The organism is Pseudomonas sp. GM_Psu_1 (genome assembly GCF_026544185.1).
Lineage (GTDB): Bacteria > Pseudomonadota > Gammaproteobacteria > Pseudomonadales > Pseudomonadaceae > Chryseomonas > Chryseomonas oryzihabitans.
Genome location: NZ_JALNUX010000003.1, coordinates 48,879 through 67,066, shown reverse-complemented (window position 1 = coordinate 67,066; position 18,188 = coordinate 48,879). Strand labels below are relative to the sequence as shown.

Below are 18,188 nucleotides of genomic sequence, written 5' to 3'. Positions count from 1 at the left end.
CGTCCTTAACTGAAGGCGCCCAGCTTAACGGGCACGGCGTTCAGCGTCTTGTACATCAGGGTGGTGCTGTCGCGGCGTTCCGGTTGGCGGGCATCCAGGGAATAGCCGGGAATCCTGCCGACCACCTGATAGCCGAGGGACAGATAGAGCGGCTCGGCATGGTCGTCGCTGCGGGTGTCCAGGGTCAGCAATTCCCGTCCTTCGGCCCGCGCAGCCGCTTCCACCGCCTGCATCAGCCGGCGCGCGAGTCCCTGGCGCCGGTAGTCCGGATGCACCAGCAACTTGACCACGTCCGCGCGGTGCGGCTGGTTGGCCGGGGTATCCAGCACCAGCTGCACGCTGCCGACCACCCGGTCGTCCTGCAGCGCGGCAAACAGCACCCGGGTGCCCCGGGCCAGGCCCGGCGCCACGGCTTCGGTCCAGAAACGGCGATTCACGCTGTCGGCGAGCGGCAGGATGAAGCCGATGCTGGCGCCCTGCTCGACACAGGCGGCCAGCAGGCGCTGAAAGTCATCCAGGTGACGGGTGAAGGCGGCAGCCTCGAGCTGCTCGATACGCAGGGACGCACTCATGGACACACCTCAGATCATGAACAGGAGATAACGGGCGCCCGCCGGACCACTGAGGAAGCGGCTGCTGCCCCAGAGGCGATAGCGCAGGCAATCGCCGACGCCCAGGCGGTAGGACTGGTCTTCGATCCACAGCTGCAACTCGCCTTCGAGCAGCAGCAGATGGTGTTCGAGGCCTGGGCGGGGCGATGCCTCGTAGCGGATGTCCACGCCCGGCCCAAGCGCGCTTTCGATGACCTCACCCGCCAGGGCCTGGGCCGGCGGCGACACCGAACGGCGGGTGAACGCCTGCGCGGGATCGCTCCAGATCTGCTGCGCCTGGCGCTGGACCTGGGCCGGATAGCGGCTTTCCACGCTGTGCAGCAAGCGCGTCAGGGTCAGGCCGTAGGCTGAACAGAGTTGCCCGAGCACCGCCGTGGTCGGGCTGACCTCGGCGTTCTCCAGGCGAGACAGCGTCGCGCGACTGACCCCACTCAAGGACGCCAATTGCTCCAGGGACCATTCACGCTCCAGGCGCAGCGCCTTGAGCCTTACCGCCAGTTGTTGATCCAGCATGACCACCTCCCGATTCAGGGAATTTTTCTCACATAAGAGAGAAAAGTGCAAGGTTACTGCTGTGCTACCCCTGTAGCATCAGGCCGCTGCCAAAGTTGATATCGCGTTAAACCTTATCGGAGAAACTCTTTACCGGGCACGTCGTTATATCCAGATGCCTTTCCGGACCATTCAGCAACGAGAGGCTCTATCCAAGCCGTCCGCATTCTTCCACCGGCATCGAAAGAGCGCTACTCTGTAACATCGAACAAGCAGGTACGCGCGACGAAGATGATAATTTTCAGGCGACTCCAGAACGCGACTTCGATAAAGGCGTCTGAATGCCTGAGGGCACCAAACCCCAGCGAAAACGCTCCCTACAGCAAGATGTTTCAAGAATTTTCAGCGCCAGACAGGGGTTCCAACCGGAAAGTTATTCCGACCTTGGCCGAATTCTTTTACAGCTCCTGTACAACTTTTCCGGAAACGGCTCTAGCAGGACAAAGTTCAAGTTTAAGTCTGTATCGAAGTTGCACCTCGTATAACAATATATCCCTCCATCAGCCCGCTCGAACTCGCTTTATGAACCCCTACTCTCAATATCCGAATCGCTTAGCCTTTGGGGGCACGCATTCAACTGTTCAATAATTGAAAGTGGGAGAAGTTCTTATGGCCAACAAAAGTAGCAATCCAGGTAACTTCGCCAACAATCGCGAGCGCGCCGCCGAGGCGGGTCGCAAGGGCGGACGGGCGAGCGGCGGCAACTTCGCCAACAACCCGGCCCGGGCGTCCGAAGCCGGGCGCAAGGGTGGCCAGAACAGCCATGGCACCCGCCGTCCCGAGGCCGCGAACGACGCCGCGGCGACCTGAGGCATTCTGCCCCCATGGCAGCCGCCTCGGATCAGAGACTCCGGGCCGGCTGCTACCTTTGCTTCTCGCTTACCCTCCTGCCCCGCCGCCCGCCGCCTATCCTGCTCCTCCAGTGAGTTCCAACTCACACAAATGCATGACCGTGCTACTTTTATCGGACAACCCGAGTGGTCCCCAGGGCTCGCTCTCCCTGCTTCTGTCCGTCTGCGCCGGTGCCCATGCTCAACAACATTCGCATCCAGAACAAACTCTTCGCCGGCTTCGCCGCCATCATCGCCCTGGTGGTCCTGCTGCTCTGGCTGACCTATGCCGCCTTGCAGAGCCTGGTCGACGCCAACCGCTGGGACAGGCACACCGCCGAGGTGCTGCTGTCGGTTACGGCGCTGGACAACAACCTGCTGGAAACCCGCGCCAGATTGCGCACCTTCTGGTACTCAGGCGCTAGCGCCGATGCCGATACCGCGCGCCAGGCGCTGACGTCCCTGACCGCGGCCGTCCGTGTGCCCCAGCAACTGACCCAGGACAACGCCAGCCAGCAGCAGCGCTTCGCGCGCCTGAGCGCCGATCTCGACAACTGGCGGCAGAACACCTTCGAGCCCCTCCTGCGCCTGCGCGAGACGGGCAACCTCAGTCCGGCTCAACTGGCCAACGAACCGCTGGTCACCGCCCTGTCCACCCAGGTCACCAACCTGCGCCAGCAGATCCAGGGCATAGGCGACGAAGAGCGCCGGCTGTCCGCGCAACGGGCGGGCCATACCGAGGAAGTGCGTGACCAGCTGACCTGGACCCTGGTGGCCGGCGGCACCTTCTGCGTCCTGCTGGCCGCCCTCATCGCCTGGTTGCTGTCCCATCACCTGTTGCGCTCGATTCGGCGCCTGACCGACACCGTGGCGCGCATCTCCGCCGGTGACAGCGGCGCTCGGGTGCAGGTGCTAGGCCGTGACGAACTCGCCCAGGTGGGCCTGGCCTTCAATCAGATGGCGCAGCAGATCCAGGACGACCACGCGCGCGAACAGGCGCTGATGCACCGCCTGCGCGCCGATGTGGACGACCTGCTCGGGGTGGTCAACCGGGCTGCCGCGGGCGACCTCACCGGGCGCACCAGCGTCACCGGCGACGACGCCATCGGCCAACTGGCTCGCGGCCTGAGCAAGATGATCGAGGACCTGCGCGGCATGATCGCCAAGGTGCAGCGCGCCGGTATCCAGGTGACCTCTTCCACCACCGAGATCGCCGCCTCCTCCCGCCAGCAGGAGGCCACCAGCATCGAGCAGGCGCAGACCAGCGTGGAAGTGCTGAGCACCACGCGGGAGATCGCTGCCAACGCCAACGCCCTGGTACGCACCATGGAAGAAGCCGTGCAGGTCGCCGACGAGACCACCCAGGGCGCGGAGCAGGCGCGGAGCAGCCTGGCGAGCATGGACGGCACCATGCAGCGCATGGTGGCCGCCACCGATTCCATCAACGCCAAGCTCGCCGCCCTGTCGGAAAAGTCCAGCCACATCAACAAGGTGCTGACCACCATCACCAAGGTCGCCGACCAGACCAACCTGCTGTCGCTCAACGCCGCCATCGAAGCGGAAAAGGCCGGCGAGGCCGGGCGGGGTTTTTCGGTGGTGGCCACCGAGATCCGCCGGCTGTCCGACCAGACCACCGCCGCCACCGACGACATCGAGCAGATGCTCAAGGACATGAATTCCGCGGTCTCCGCCAGCGTCATGGGCATGGACAAGTTTTCCGAGGAAATCCGCCGCAGCGTGCAGGAGGTGGCCAGCGTCAGCGATCAGTTGGCCGAGGTGATCGAGGACGTACAGAAGCTGCCGGCGCGCTTCGATATCGTCCTGGAGGGCATGCAGTCTCAGGCCGTGGGCGCCGGCCAGATCGCCGAGACCATCACCCAGCTCAACGACAGCACCCAGCAGACCACCGAGGCGCTCAAGGCTACCAGCGAGGCGGTCCAGTACCTGCAGCAGGCAGCCCAGGACCTGCAGAGCAGCGTCGCCACCTTCTCGGTCACTCGTTGAGCATGCAGATCCTGGTCTTCCAGCTGGCCGAGGCCGCGGCGGCCCTGCCGACGACGGCGATCCGCCAGGTGCTGCCCCTGCTGCAGCTCACCCGCTTTCCTGCGGCGCCCACGGGCGTCGCCGGCCTGATGAATCTGCACGGCGCGGCGATCCCGGTGGTCGACGTCACCGCCATGAGCGGCGGCCCGGCGGCCCGGGCGCGCCAGGATACCCGCATCCTGCTGGTGGACTTCACCCTGCCCGAGGGCGATAGCCATCCGCTCGGCCTGGTGGTGGAGGGTGTCGCCGGCGTGCGCCGGGTCACCGCCCGCGCGCCGCGACCGGCCGGCGTCCGCCTGCCCGACTACCCCTGGCTCGGCGAAGTGCTGGAGACGCCCGAGGGCCTCTGGCTGTGGCTGGAACCCGACCGGCTGCTCTCGCCAACCCTGGCCGCCCTGCTGTTCCAGGAGGCCGCGTGAAGCTCGATCCCCGGCTGGCGCCCCTGGTGCGGGCGCGCACCGGTCTGGCCATCGCCGACGACATGCTCGGTCGCGCCATCCGCCAGCGCCTGCGCGAGCGCCAGGAGGGCGATGCGGAGGCCTATATGGCGCGCATCCTCGACGACGAAGGCGAATTCGCCGATCTGCTGGACCTGCTGGTCATCCCCGAGACCTGGTTCTTTCGCGATCCCCAGGCGATCGCCCACGCCGCCCGCTTCGCCCAGGAGCGCCACGCCCGCAGCGGCGCGCCGGTGCGGCTGCTCAGTCTGCCCTGCTCCACCGGCGAAGAACCCTATACCCTGGCCATGGCGCTGTTCGATACCGGCCTGCCCGCACAGGCCTTCCAGGTCACCGCGGTGGACATCAACGAGCCGTCCCTGGAGCGCGCCCGCCGCGGCCTCTATGGGCGCAACTCTTTTCGCGCCCGCGACCTCGGCTTTCGCGATCGCTATTTCGAAGCCGAGGGCGATCGCCAGCGCCTGGCCGAACGGGTGCGCAACCAGGTGCGCTTTCGCCAGGGCAACATCCTGCAGCTGGGCAGTCTGCGCGACGGCGCGCCCTTCGACGTGGTGCTCTGCCGCAATCTGCTGATCTATTTCGACGACCAGACCCAGGGCCGTGCTCTAAGCCACCTGGCCGCCCTGATGCACGACGACGGCCTGCTCTGCGTCGGCAGTTCGGAAATGGTCAGCGCCATGCGGCATGGCTTCGCCAGCCTGGGCGTGGCCCACGCCTCGGCACTGGTCAAACGCCAGGCCGCAGGCGCCGAACCCGCGCGTCCGCACCCACAGCCGGCGTCGCCACGGCGCAAGGCCGCGGTGCGACCGCCGCCCCCGGCGCCGCCGCTGCCCGCCCGCCTGCGCGCCAGAAGCACACCCGCACCCGCTCCGATAACACCGGTCGCCAGCAGCGCTCAGCCGCTCGATGAAGCCCAGCGCCTGGCCGACGCCGGGCGTGGCGCCGAAGCCGAGGCGCTGCTGCGCAACCTGCTCGAGGCGGATCGCAGCCAGGCCGGTGCCCACTTCCTGCTGGCGCTGATCCTGCCCGACGACCGCGCCGCCGAAGCCGAGCGGGCGCTGCGCCAGGCCCTCTATCTGGAGCCGGGGCACTATCCCGCCCTCTGTCGCCTGGCGCTAATCTGCGAAAGAGCCGGCCGCCTCGACGAAGCCGGACGCCTGCGCGAGCGCGCCGCGCGCATCCAGACCCGCGCCGGTGACGACGCATGAGCCTGAATCGTGAACTCAGCGCCCTGGAGCGCGCCGCCTGGGCCGAGCACTATGCCGAACCCCTGGACGACCGCCAGGCGCGCTCGGCCAGCGCCCTGGTCTTTCGTCTGGGCGCCGAATGGCTGGGGCTGCCGGGCAGTTGCCTGGTGACCGCCACCGAACCCACCGCCGTGCACCGCGTTCCTCACCGGCGTTCGCCGCTGCTGCGCGGCATCGTCCCGGTACGCGGCCAGCTGCAGCCCTGCATTGCCCTGGAGCTGCTGCTGGCGGTGGCACCGGGTGCCCAGACCCGCGGCTTTCCGCGCCTGCTGCTGTTGCATGTCGGCCGCCGCGACTGGGCCGTGCAGGTGGACGAGGTGCTGGGGCTGCAGCGCTATGCCCCCGGCGAGGTGCAGCCGCCCCCCGCGACCCTGGGCGGCGACTTGCTCAGCTATCTGGGCGGTGTCTATCGCGAAGGCGAGTACCAGGTCGGTCTGCTCGATCTGCCACGGCTGGAGCGAGCCCTGGAGGAGGCGCTGCGATGAGCCAGCCACCGCGCGATGTGCGCGAGATGTCCCTCTATGATCTCTTCGCCAGCGAAGTGCAGAGTCATCTGCAGCCGCTGGATGCCGGCCTGCTGCGTCTGGAGCGCGATCCCTCAGACACGGGGGTGATCGAGCCGATGATGCGCGCGGCCCATTCCATCAAGGGTGCGGCGCGCATCGTCGATCTCGACGGCCTGGTGGAGTTGGCCCATGCCATGGAGGACTGCCTGGTCGCCGTTCAGGCCGGGCGCCGCAGGCTCGGACCGGCGGATATCGACCAGCTGTTTCGCTGCGTCGATGTTCTCGGCGAGGTCAGTCGCCTGGACGAAGCCGCCAGCCAGCGCTGGCAGCGCGAGCAGCGTGATGCCCAGCGGGCACTGGCGCAGGCGCTCAGCGCCACTGACAGCGAAGCGCCCCCGCCTGTCGTGGCCGCCCCCCAGGAGCCGATGCCTGCCCCGGCGGTCCAGGACGAACCGGCACCCGACGCCGAGCGCAGTCGGGATCCGCTGCGGGTGGACAGTGGTCGCTTCAACCAGATTCTCGCCCTCACTAGCGAGGCGCGGGTCATGGGCCTCGGCCTGCATGGCCTGGTCCAGGGCTTCCAGGGCTATCGCGCCGAATTGCAGGGACTGTTCGGCCAGGCCCAGGCGGTCAGCAGCGAGTTGCGTCAGCGCCAGGAAGGCCTGCTCGATCGCTATCAGCAGCAGCTGCAGGCCCTGGAAGCCTATGAGCGGCGCCTGCTCGGGGTCTGCCAGGGGCTGCTGGACGAGGTGCTGGGGGTGCGCATGCGCCCGCTGCGCGATGCCGTCCAGGGCTTTCCGCGACTGGTGCGCGACCTGGCCCGGGGGCTGGACAAGGACGCCGTGCTGCAGGTGGACGGCGCCGACACCCTGATCGATCGCGAGGTGCTGGCGCGGCTGGAAAGCCCGCTCAATCACCTCCTGCGCAACGCCGTCGACCACGGCCTGGAAACCCCGGCCGAACGCCGCGCTCTGGGCAAGCCCGAGTGCGGCCAGATTCGCCTCGAGGCGCGGCATGTCGCCGGCCGCCTGCAGGTCAGTCTGCACGACGACGGTCGTGGCCTGGACTTGGAGCGCATCCGCGCCGCGGTGATCGCCCGCCGCCTCAGTCCGCCGCCAGTGGCCGCCGAGCTGAGCCCGGCGGAGTTACTGGAATTCCTGCTGCTGCCCGGCTTCAGTCTCAAGGAGACGGTGACCGAGCTGTCCGGGCGCGGCGTGGGCCTGGACGTGGTGGCTGACGCCATTCGCGCCCTGGATGGCGAGGTCCGCCTGGAAACCCGCCCGGGGCTGGGCTTCAGCACCCACCTGCTGGTTCCGGTCAGCCGCTCCATCGTCCGCGCCCTCATCGTCGACATCGCCGGCGAGGCCTATGCCCTGCCGGTCAACCGGATCGAACGGGTGCTGCGTCTGGATCCGGCCGCGGTGCACTCGCTGGAGGGCAAGGCCTTCTTCCTGCTCGGCGAGGATCGCCTGGGCCTGGTCGCCGCCCATCAGCTGCTGGAGCTGGACGGCGCGCCACCCAGCGGCGATCTCGCCGTGCTGGTGATCGGCAGCGGCGACCGGCGCTACGGGCTGGTGGTGGATCGCCTGCGGGGCGAGCAGGGCCTGGCGCTCAAGCCGCTGGACGAGATCTTTGGCAAGTTGCGCTCGGTCACCGCCGGGGCGCTGCTCGACGACGGCAGTCCGGTGCTCCTGCTGGACGTCGCCGATCTGCTCACCGGCATCGAGCGCCTGCTCGGCGAAGGCCGCCTGCGCCAGGTGCAGAGCGGCGCCATCCTGGACAGCCGGCGGGTCAAGCGTATTCTGGTGGTGGACGACTCCCTCACGGTGCGCGAGATGGAGCGCAAGCTGCTGGAAGGCCAGGGCTACCAGGTGGAGGTCGCGGTGGATGGCATGGATGGCTGGAACGCCGTCCGCGCCGGCGAATTCGACATGCTGCTGTCGGACATCGACATGCCCCGCATGAACGGTATCGAACTGGTGGAACTGGTGCGCCGCGATCCGCGTCTGCATGCGCTGCCGGTGATGATCGTGTCCTACAAGGATCGCCCGGAAGACCGGCTCAAGGGCATGCAGGCCGGTGCCGACTACTACCTGACCAAGGGCAGCTTCCACGACGATGCCCTGATCACCGCCGTGCAGGACCTCATCGGAGCGCCATGAGAATCGCCATCGTCAACGATCTGCTGCTGGCCACCGAAGCCCTGCGCCGCCTGCTGACGGGCGACGGTCGCCATACGGTCGCCTGGATCGCCCACGATGGCGAGGAAGCGGTGGCGCGCTGCGCCGAGGACCGCCCGGATCTGATCCTCATGGATCTGCAGATGCCCCGTCTGGACGGCATCGAGGCCACCCGCCGGATCATGGCCCAGTCGCCCTGCGCCATCCTCATGGTCACCGCCACCCCCGACGACTGCGAAGGCGTGTTTCGCGCCATGGGCGCCGGCGCCCTCGACGTGACCGCCACCCCGGCCCTGAGCGGCGGCGCCGACGGCGGCGCCCTGCTGCGCAAGATCGCCCGTATCGAACCCCTGGTGCGCCTGCCGGAACGCGCCGCCCGCCCGCAACCGGTCAGCGCTGCCGCCCCCGCCGATCGCGCCCAGGCGACGCCGGACACCCTGGTGGCCATCGGCGCCTCCACCGGTGGCCCGGCAGCCCTGGTCAGTCTGTTCGAGGCCTGGGCGCCCACGCCCCAGGCCAGCGTGGTGCTGGTGCAGCACATCGATCGGCGCTTCGCCCCCAGCTTCATCGGTTGGCTCGGCACCCAGATCGCCTGGCCGGTCACCGCCGCCCTGCCCGGCGCCCTGCCCGCCCCCGGTCAGGTGTCCGTCGCCCTGGGTGACGACCATCTGCTGCTGGACGAGCGCGGTCGCTTCGCCTACACCGCCGAACCGGTGGATTACCCCTATCGTCCCTCGGTGGATGTGTTCTTCGACAACCTCGCCAGCCACCCGCTGCGGGCCGCCAAGGCCCTGGGGATCCTGCTGACCGGCATGGGCCGTGATGGCGCCAGCGGCCTCTATGCCCTGCGCCAGAGCGGTTGTCCGACCCTGGCCCAGGATGAGGCCAGTTGTGCCGTATACGGCATGCCCGCGGCTGCGGTTAGAATGGGCGCCGCGGAGCGCGTACTCAGCCCCACGCAGATCGGTGCCTGGCTGCAACGACGCTTCGGCAACGGCTCGCGGAACAGCATATGACAGGTCGCCAACAGGAGCGTTGGACGACGCAGTGGCAGGGACTGGCCAAGAAGAGACGCGGGACGTTTGACCCCGCCCGCACAAGGACTCGCAGTAATGGCCACGCACGAGGGTAATACCCTGGACAGCCTGACCGCACCCAAGGTGCGCCTGCTGCTTGTGGACGATCAGCTGATCATCATCGAAGCCCTGCGGCGGATGATCGCCGATCAGCCCGACATCGAGCTGCATTACTGCCTGGACGCCCACCAGGCGGTCAGCATGGCCCTGCAACTCAAGCCCACGGTGGTCCTGCAGGACCTGATCATGCCGGAGATCGACGGCCTGGAAACGGTCAAGCGTTTCCGTGCCGAACCAGCGCTGCGCGACGTGCCCATCGTGGTGCTCTCCTCCAAGGAGGACCCCCAGGTCAAGGCGCAGAGCTTCGCCACCGGCGCCAACGACTATCTGGTCAAGTTGCCCGACAAGCTGGAACTGCTGGCGCGGGTGCGCTACCACTCCGAGGCCCATGTGCTGCGCGCCCAGCGCGACGAGGCCTTTCGCTTCCTGCGCGAAAGCCAGCGCCAGCTCGCCGAGGCCAATATCCAGCTGCAGAAGCTGGTGGCCATCGACAGCCTCACCGGCATCAACAACCGCCGCCATTTCGACCAGACCTACGAAGGCGAATGGCTGCGAGCCCGGCGCAATCGCCAGCCGCTGGCCCTGCTGCTGTGCGACGTCGACCACTTCAAGCGCTACAACGACACCTATGGCCACCTCAGCGGCGATCTCTGCCTGAAGAAGGTGGCGGCGGTGCTCACCGAGCAACTCAAGCGACCGGCCGACCTGGTGGCGCGCTACGGGGGCGAGGAATTCGCCATGGTGCTGCCGGAGACCGACGCCGAGGGCGCGCTCAAGGTCGCCGAGGCCTGCCGGGCCGGTGTCGAGCGGTTGCAGGTGGCCCACTCCGGCAGCGACCTGGGCTTCGTCACCATCTCCATCGGCGTCGGCAGCATCCAGCCGCAGAGCGGTGACGACCACGAAGCCTTCATCGAGCGCACCGACCAGGCGCTGTACCAGGCCAAGGCCGAAGGCCGCAACCGGGTGCACCTGGTCAAGGGCAGCGGCAAGGACCTCCCGGCCTAGGGACGCGGCGGCTGCAACCTAGAAGCTGCGACTGACCAGGCGATTACGCCCTTCGGCCTTGGCCTGGTAGAGCAGGTTGTCGGCGGCCTTGAGCAGGCCCTCCGGGGTCTGCTCGGGGGTCGGATTACAGCAGGCCAGGCCCATGCTCATGGTCAGCCAGAGCCGGTCCTCGGCCAGCGGATGAGCGATGCGCAATTCGGCGATGCCCTGCCGACAGCGTTCCAGCACCGCCTCGGCGGCCGTGCGCGAAGCGCCCGGTAGCAGCAGCACGAACTCCTCCCCCCCATAACGCGCCAGGCAATCCCGCTCGCGGATGCGCTGTTCCAGCACCTGAGCGACCCGCGCCAGCGCCTGATCCCCGGCGCCATGGCCGTGGGTATCGTTGTACTGCTTGAAGTAGTCGATATCGAGCATGGCGATGGCCAGCGAGCCCCGCCGGCTGACCGCCAGCTGCCACTCGATCGCCAGCTGCTCGTCGAAGCGGCGGCGATTGCCCACTGCGGTCAGCGGATCCATGTGCGCCAGCTCTTCGAGCAGCCGCCGCTGGCGGGCCAGTTGCAGGTGCAGCCGCACCCGCGCCAGCACGGCCAGAGGATTGAAGGGCTTCTGGATGAAGTCGCTGGCGCCCAGTTCGAAACACTCCACCTCGCGGTGCAGGTCATTGGCCGCGGTGATGAAGATCACCGGGATGGCACTGGTCTCGGCGCGGCGCTTGAACAGCTGGATCAGTTGCAGGCCGTCGATGCCGGGCATCACCACGTCCAGCAGGATGAGGTCGGGGTGCTCGCGGGCGGCCTTGGTCAGGGCCTGCACCCCGCTCTTGGCCAGCATGATGCGCGCCTCGTCGCGCAGCAGGTCGCCGAGGACGCGCAGATTGCTCTTCTGATCGTCGACGATGAGGATCAACGGCAGGTCCGGACGGCGCCCCTCCATGGGCAATTATCTCGACCGTGATCCGGCCTGCCGCACCCGTCGCAGCAGATCCGCGGTGGCATCGGCGGCATGCTCGAACTCCACCTCGTTCACCCATTCGCGGATGCGCACCACGTCGGCGCTGTGGGGCGTGCTCACGCAGGCGCGCAACAGGGTGTCGAGGACCTCCTCGGCAGCGAAATCCGACGTTTGCAGGAGCCCGACCAGGCGTTCGAGCAGGGCCTCCAGCTCCTCGACCGTGCCCTCCTCGCCACCGGCCACCTCGACCAGGATCTCGTCGAGAGACGCCAGGCAGCGCTCAGCCTCGGCGTGCAGGCGGCGCACGTCCTCGCCGATGGGCTGGGCCAGGCGGATCCTGTTGGTCAGGCGTTGCGCCGCTTCCTGCAGGTCGATGGCGCCGACATAGGCGGCGGTGGCCTGCAGGCCGTGGGCGCACTCAAACAGCGCGGTGACATCGTCCGCCGCACGCCAGGCGGAGATCCGCCCCGGCAATTCGGCCTGTTGCACGCGGAAATCGCGGATCAGCTGTTCATAGAGTTCGGCGCTGCCGCGCAGCAGGCGCAGCGCCGACTCGGGTTCGAGCACCGCACTGGCACGCGCCCGCGCCAGCACGCCGATCTCCTTGACCTCCACGACCTCTTCCACCGCCTTGCGCTCGGCCCGTTGCAGCTGCTCGAGATTGGCCCAGGCGGCGATGATGCGGAACAGTTCGGCGGGATCGAGCGGCTTGACCAGATGATCGTTCATGCCGGCATCCAGGCAGCGCTCGCGATCGCCCGGCAGGCCGTTGGCGGTCATGGCGATGACCGGCAACCCGGCCAGCGCCGGTCGGGTACGCAATTCGCGGGTGGCCGACAGGCCGTCCAGGCGTGGCATATGGACGTCCATCAGCACCAGGTCGTAGCGCTGCTGTTCCAGCTGGTCCAGCGCGGCCTGGCCGTCTTCGGCCACGTCGATCAGGATGCCGCTGCCCTGCAGGAAGCCGATGACCACCTGGCGGTTGATGGCGTTGTCGTCCACCAGCAGCAGGCGGATGCCCTGCAGATCCACCACACTCTGGCCCACCGTCGGCGCGGCGACCGGCGCCAGGCCCAGTCCGGACAGCAGTCGCTGCACGGCGGGACCGGTAACCGGTTTGTCGAGAAGCTCCAGACCCGGCAGATCCTCGCCCAGGCTGCGCACCTCTTCCGCCTCGTAGGGCGAGGCCAGCAGGGTCACTGCCAACTCCGGCTGCCGGGCGCGCAGCTGGCGCGCCAGGGCCAGGCCGTCTTCGCCGCCCAGGCGCCAGTCGACGATGGCCAGTTCGAAGACCGACGTGGCCATGGCCGACAGGGCCTGCTCGGTGGATTCGGCTTCCACCACCTGCATGCCCAGTTCGCGTAGCCGTTGCCCCAGGGTGCGCCGGGCCAGGCCGTGGTCGTTCACCAGCAGGACCTGGCGCGGGGTCTGGCTGGGCAGCCGCTCGGGCTCGCCCACCACGGGCAGGGTCAGCCGCAGGGTAAAGCAGGAGCCGCGCCCGGCTTCGCTGTGGACGTCGAGGGTGCCGCCCATGAGTTCGGTGAGCTGGCGGGAGATCGCCAGGCCCAGGCCAGTCCCGCCATAGCGGCGGCTGATGGAACCGTCCGCCTGGGTGAAGGGCTGGAAGAGTTGTGCCTGCTGGGCCTCGGTCAGGCCGATGCCGGTGTCTTCCACCGCCAGACTGAAATGGGCACGACCGGCTTCGCAGACCGCGCCGACCCGGATCAGCACATGGCCCCGCTCGGTGAACTTGACCGCATTGCTCAGCAGATTGACCAGCACCTGCTGCAGGCGCAGCGGATCGCCTTCCAGCGCCAGGGGAATGTCCGGACCGCAATCCAGCACCAGTTCGACACCCTTCTCATGGGCCTTGAGGGCGCAGAGATTGAGGGTTCGTTCGAGCACCTTGGCCAGGTTGAAGCCCAGCTGTTCGAGCTGGGTACCGCCGGCTTCGTTGCGCGAATAGTCGAGCACGTCGTTGATCACGCTCAGCAGGGTCTCGCCGGAATCGAGGATCTTGCCGACATGGCCGCGCTGTTCGCCGGACAGCCTGGTACCCAGGGTCAGGCGGCTGAGGCCGATCACCGCATTGAGCGGGGTGCGGATCTCGTGGCTCATGGTCGCCAGGAACAGCGACTTGGCCGCGGCCGCCTCTTCGGCGCGAATGCGCGCCTGGTCCAGTTCGAGGGTGCGCTCGCCGACGCGCTGCTCCAGGGTCTCGTAAATCTGCGCGTGTTCCAGGGAGATCGCCGCCTGGGTGGCCAGGATGCTCAGCACCTGCAACCGCCCCGGGGTGAAGGCCTGGGCCAGCAGGTTGTTTTCCAGATAGAGGATGCCGATCAGGCGATTCTGGCGCAGCACCGGCAGGCAGCAGACCGACCGCGGACGGCGCGCGCGCATGTAGGCGTCGCGGACGAACCGACCGGCACGGGCGGCGTCGTCGAGAATCACCGGCTCGCGATGGCGAATCACATGGGACACCAGGGTCAGGGGCACCAGACCCTCGCCGGCATCCTGCTCGTTCAGCGCCAGCGGCAGTCCCTGCAGCACCTTGGGCTCGGCGGCGCCACTGCAGACCGAGGCCTGCACCAGCCAGCGCCCGCCCTCGGGCAACAGCAGCAAGCCATGCTGAGCGCCGCCCTCCTCCAGGATGATGCGCATCATCCGCGCCAGCAGCTGATCCAGCGCCAGTTCGTTGGAGATGGTCTGCAGCGACTTGAGCACCGACAGCCAGTCCAGGCGCATGATGTCGCTGGTGGACTGGGCCTGGGTGCGCTGCACCGTCAGGGGAGTGGCCTCGGCCACGCGCAACCAGTGGGGAAATTCGTTTTCCAGCGCCTGGGCCTTGGCTGCGGCGCCCCAGTGCAGATAGCTGCGCTGGGCGTCCTGCAGGTAGGACCGGGCGATGCGCGGACGCTGCTGTTCCAGCCAGAAACGCCCATAGAGTTCCTCGGCCAGCGCCGCACCCTGGCGGAAGCCATGCAGCCGCGCGGATTCCAGGGCCTGCTCATAGAGGTCCATGGCGGCGTCGGCGCGGCCCTCGCGGCGCGCCCGTTCAGCGGCCACCAGGTCGCGCTTGTGGGCGAAGTTTTCCGGGCAGTGCGCCGCCCAACCACTCAACCGATCCTGGGCGGTCTCGATCTTGGCCAGGGTCTCGCCCGCCAGCTCGCCCTCGGCGAGCAGGATCAGCGCCTGATAGAAGGCGTGCTCGGCGATGCTGAACCAGCCGAAGCTGGCCGCCAGCGAGGCCTCCATGGCTTCGGCGTGCTGCCGGGCCTGGGGCAGTCGGCGGAACAGCAGCGCCGCCTGCATCTTGTTGAAGTCGTAGTAGTTCAGGCAGAGGACATGGCCGCTGTCCTGCATCTGCCGCACCAGTGCCGCTTCGTCCTGGCCCTCCTCGTCCCAAGTCTCCTGGCTCGGGGTGAGGCCCTGCAGCAGGCGCAGCGACTGGCGCAGGATGGTGAAGATCTCCAGGGTGTTGGGATCGCCGATCCCTAGCAGGATCCGCTCGATCTCCGCGGTTTCGCCGAGGATGTCGTCCAGCGGCGCGCCGGCGTGCTGCAGGTGCTTGAGGATGTGGAAGGCGCTGTAGGCGGTGAAGATGATCTCGCCGGTGCGCTGACCGGCCGCCAGGGCCTCGCGCAGCAGGGCGACGTTGTCCGCTATGGGGCTCGACCAGGGGCTGTTGGTCACCGCGAACATGGTGTAGACCTTGCACTTGAGCGGCAGATTGCCGGTGCGGTCGACCAGGTCGACGGCCAGCCGCCCGACCTGATAACCCAGCTCGTAGCGACCGTGGAAGGCCGACAGCAGCGAGCCGTAGTTGGCATAGCCGAAGGGCGAGAGATCGCCGTTGCCGTACTGGATCGACAGCTTGACGATGCGCATGACCGCCAGCAGGCTCATTGGCAGGTCGACGTTGATCGCCGGCCCCCAGAGCAGGCCCAGCAGGCGGATCAGCAACTGGGCGCGCGGGTCTTCCATGCGCGGCAGGTCGAGCAGCGCCGCCGGGTTGCGCGTGGCCAGCCAGGCCTCGACCTCGGCGCTGTCGGCGCCAATGGCCTGATTGATGGCGTCCGGTGCCTCCGGCCAGGGCTCGTCCAGTGCCTGGATACCGGCCTTGGCCACGGTCAGGGCTTCGGTAAAGCGCCCGAGGCCGCTGTAGAGATCGATCTGCAGGGCCCGCACCCCGGCTTCCTCGAAGGTGCTGCGCGCGCGCGGCAACAGCAGTTCGCAGATGCGCAGGGCTTCGGTGGCATCGCCACAGAGGTGCGCGACCTCGGCCCATTCCCGATGCAGCTGGAACAGCAGCGCGTGGCGGCTCTCCCAGGCGGCGGCGTCGATCAGCGCGACGGCCGTGCGCAGGAAATCCTGGGCGGCCGGATAGGCATTGGCCTGGCGCGCCTTGCGGGCGGCGTCCAGGTTTAGCTCCAGCAGCTGCAGCCGCTCGGCGGGCGTCTCGATCAGGGCGACGGCAAGGTTGAGGTGACTGACCGCGTCCAGTCGCGTGGCGCTGCCTTCGGCCAGATACAGCTGCCCGGCGCGCAGATGGACACGTTCGCGCTCGGCGGGCGCCAGCAGCGAATGGGCGGCATGGCGCACCTGATCGTGCAGGAAGCTGTAGTGGGTGGGCGTCTGCTCACCCGCCTGGCCACCCTCGGGCTCGGTGAGCAGGCCTTCCTGCACCAGCGACTGGCAGCGCCGGCGGATGTCCGCGGGCGATTCCGCCATCAGCGCGGCCAGGCGGTCGCTGGAGAAATGGGTGCCCAGGCAGGCTGCCCATTGCAGCAGCTGCGAGGTGGCGGCCGGCAGGTCCTTGAGCTTGCCCACCATGAAGTCGACGACGTTGTCGTAGACGTCCAGCGCCTGGAGCCGGGCCAGCTCCCAGTGCCACTGGCCGGTCTCGCCGTCGAATTCCAGCAGGCCTTCCTGCTGCAGGCTGCGCAGCAGCTGCTCGATGAAGAAGGGATTGCCAAGGGTCTTGTCCAGGCAGAGGCCGGCCAGGGCCGCCTGGTCTTCCGCCGGTGCCGGCAGCAGCTCGGCGATCAGTCGCTCGATCTCCACCCGCGACAGCGGTCCCAGCGACACATTGCGGATCAGCGCCGCACCCAGCAACCGTTCCAGGGCACTGCCCGCCAGCTGCTCTTCACGATGGGTCGCCACCAGCAGCAGCGGCCCCTGATCACCGCGGGCCAGCAGGCGCTCGATCAGCCGCAGCGACGGGCTGTCGGCCCACTGTAGATCGTCCAGCCACAGCAGCAGCGGCCGGGAGTCCGCGGCAAAGGCCAGCAGCAGCGCGATCACGGCTTCGTCGAAACGTTGCTCGGCCTGCAGCGGCGGCAATTCGGCCACCGGTGCCTGGGGCCCGAGCCAGCTGGCCAGCTCGGGCGAGACCTCGGTCAGCACCCCGGCATTGCCCCCCAGGCCCTCCACCAGGCGGTCGGCAAAGGCCTCGCCCAGGGTCTGGCCGATCTCCACCAGTTCGCGCACGGCCTGGCGCAGGGCGCCATAGGGCACCTCCTTGCCAAGGGTCTCGAACTTGCCGTGGGCGAGCAGCACCCGATCGCCCTGGCGGCGGACGAAGGCCTGCACCAGCGCCGATTTGCCCACCCCGGACTGGCCGCTGACAAAGACGGCTTCGCTCCGACCCAGGGTCGCCCGGGCCAGTGCCTCTTCCAGCAAGCGCAGCGGCGCGCCGCGCCCCTGCAGGGTACGCACCGGCACCAGTCGCGCGGGCGGATCCTGGTCGCCGAGGGCGAAGGACATCCGCTCACCGGCCTGATGGGCCGCCTGGCAGCGCTGCAGGTCCCGCAGGATGCCGAAGCAGCCCTGGTAGCGCTCTTCGGCGGCCTTGGCCATGAGCTTGTCCACCAGCGCCGCCAGCATCGGCGGTACCGTCGGCACCCGCTCGACCAGCGAGGGGGCGCGCATCGCCAGGTGCGCATGCACCAGCTCCAGCGGATCCTGGGCGCGGAACGGCGGCTCGCCCGCGAGCATCTCGTAGAAGGTCACGCCCAGCGCATAGAAGTCGCTGCGGTAGTCCTGGTGCCGCCCGGTCCGCCCGCTCTGTTCCGGGGCGAGATAGGTCAGCGAGCCCTCCAGGCGGCTGTCGCTGCCCTGGACGGCGCCAAAGGCCGTGGCGATGCCCAGATCGGTGAGTCTCAGGCTGCCGGTGGTGCAGTTGCAGACGATGTTGCGCGGATTGAGGTCGTTGTGGGCGATGCGCAGCCGGTGCAGCCGCGCCAGGGCGCGGACGATGGCCAGCGCCCAGTCGAAGAAGTCGTCCAGCGCCAGCGGCCCGGCGGCGAGCAACTCGGCCAGGTCGCTACCGCCGATGTCTTCGAGCACCAGCACCTGGCGACCCTGGTATTCCAGCAGTTCCAGGGCGGCGCTCACCGCCCCGCTGGCACTGGCGCGGCGGGTCAGCTCGAATTCATGGCGCAGCCCGGCCTGGGCCTGGGGCGTGGGATAGTCGGCGGCCAGCTGCTTGAGGATCACCGGCTGGCCATCGACCAGGCGCGTGCCGCGGTAGATCAGGGCATGGCGGCTTTCGCTCACCCGCGTCTTGCAGCTGTAGCCTGGAATCCTCAACACCGCGTTCGCCTCGATCCTCGGCCGACCGGTCTACGCCGCGCCAGCGCCTCAACTATTTCCGTTGCCTTGCTAAAG

11 protein-coding genes and 1 pseudogene are annotated in these 18,188 nt (G+C 68.4%); 8 read left to right on the top strand and 4 right to left on the bottom strand.

Going from position 1 to position 18,188, the window contains the following annotated elements; translation table 11 throughout:
• Window positions 1-5 precede the first annotated feature (5 nt).
• Both OXS31_RS05455 and OXS31_RS05450 read right to left on the bottom strand, forming a co-directional pair.
• Window positions 6-572 (bottom strand): GNAT family N-acetyltransferase, encoded by a 567-nt coding sequence (locus OXS31_RS05455; protein ID WP_267398259.1) that lies wholly within the window; start codon window positions 570-572, stop codon window positions 6-8.
• Between the two features lie 9 nt (window positions 573-581).
• Window positions 582-1,124 (bottom strand): helix-turn-helix transcriptional regulator, encoded by a 543-nt coding sequence (locus tag OXS31_RS05450; RefSeq protein ID WP_027599832.1) that lies wholly within the window; start codon window positions 1,122-1,124, stop codon window positions 582-584.
• A 666-nt stretch (window positions 1,125-1,790) separates the two neighbouring features.
• On the opposite strand from OXS31_RS05450, the pseudogene OXS31_RS05445 reads away from it, so the two are divergent.
• The 8 genes and pseudogenes from OXS31_RS05445 to OXS31_RS05410 all read left to right on the top strand — a co-directional run.
• Window positions 1,791-1,973 (top strand): annotated as a pseudogene (locus OXS31_RS05445) (general stress protein); the annotation flags it as partial.
• 218 nt (window positions 1,974-2,191) lie between these two features.
• Window positions 2,192-3,997, top strand: coding sequence for a methyl-accepting chemotaxis protein (locus OXS31_RS05440; RefSeq protein ID WP_027601902.1), 1,806 nt, complete (start codon window positions 2,192-2,194; stop codon window positions 3,995-3,997).
• A 2-nt stretch (window positions 3,998-3,999) separates the two neighbouring features.
• Window positions 4,000-4,455 (top strand): chemotaxis protein CheW, encoded by a 456-nt coding sequence (locus OXS31_RS05435; RefSeq protein WP_267398576.1) that lies wholly within the window; start codon window positions 4,000-4,002, stop codon window positions 4,453-4,455.
• Complete coding sequence (locus tag OXS31_RS05430; RefSeq protein ID WP_267398258.1) at window positions 4,452-5,702, top strand: CheR family methyltransferase; 1,251 nt, start codon at window positions 4,452-4,454, stop codon at window positions 5,700-5,702. The genes OXS31_RS05435 and OXS31_RS05430 overlap by 4 nt, the downstream gene beginning before the upstream one ends.
• Window positions 5,699-6,226 carry a chemotaxis protein CheW gene (locus OXS31_RS05425; RefSeq protein ID WP_044340740.1) on the top strand — a complete coding sequence of 176 codons (528 nt, stop codon included), beginning with the start codon at window positions 5,699-5,701 and terminating at the stop codon, window positions 6,224-6,226. The genes OXS31_RS05430 and OXS31_RS05425 overlap by 4 nt, the downstream gene beginning before the upstream one ends.
• Window positions 6,223-8,409, top strand: a complete 2,187-nt coding sequence (locus OXS31_RS05420) for a response regulator (RefSeq protein ID WP_267398256.1) — start codon at window positions 6,223-6,225, stop codon at window positions 8,407-8,409. The genes OXS31_RS05425 and OXS31_RS05420 overlap by 4 nt, the downstream gene beginning before the upstream one ends.
• Complete coding sequence (gene cheB, locus OXS31_RS05415) at window positions 8,406-9,443, top strand: chemotaxis-specific protein-glutamate methyltransferase CheB (RefSeq protein ID WP_027599839.1); 1,038 nt, start codon at window positions 8,406-8,408, stop codon at window positions 9,441-9,443. Before OXS31_RS05420 ends, cheB begins: the two co-directional genes overlap by 4 nt.
• Window positions 9,444-9,539: 96 nt before the next feature.
• Window positions 9,540-10,568: a diguanylate cyclase gene (locus OXS31_RS05410; protein WP_027599840.1), complete on the top strand. Its 1,029-nt coding sequence runs from the start codon at window positions 9,540-9,542 to the stop codon at window positions 10,566-10,568.
• 18 nt (window positions 10,569-10,586) lie between these two features.
• Here OXS31_RS05410 and OXS31_RS05405 read toward each other — a convergent pair whose 3' ends face one another.
• Both OXS31_RS05405 and OXS31_RS05400 read right to left on the bottom strand, forming a co-directional pair.
• The gene (locus tag OXS31_RS05405; RefSeq protein WP_027599841.1) at window positions 10,587-11,501 is read right to left on the bottom strand and encodes a diguanylate cyclase; all 915 of its coding nucleotides are present in this window, start codon (window positions 11,499-11,501) and stop codon (window positions 10,587-10,589) included.
• A gap of 6 nt (window positions 11,502-11,507) precedes the next feature.
• Window positions 11,508-18,113: a response regulator gene (locus OXS31_RS05400; protein WP_267398255.1), complete on the bottom strand. Its 6,606-nt coding sequence runs from the start codon at window positions 18,111-18,113 to the stop codon at window positions 11,508-11,510.
• Window positions 18,114-18,188: the final 75 nt, after the last annotated feature.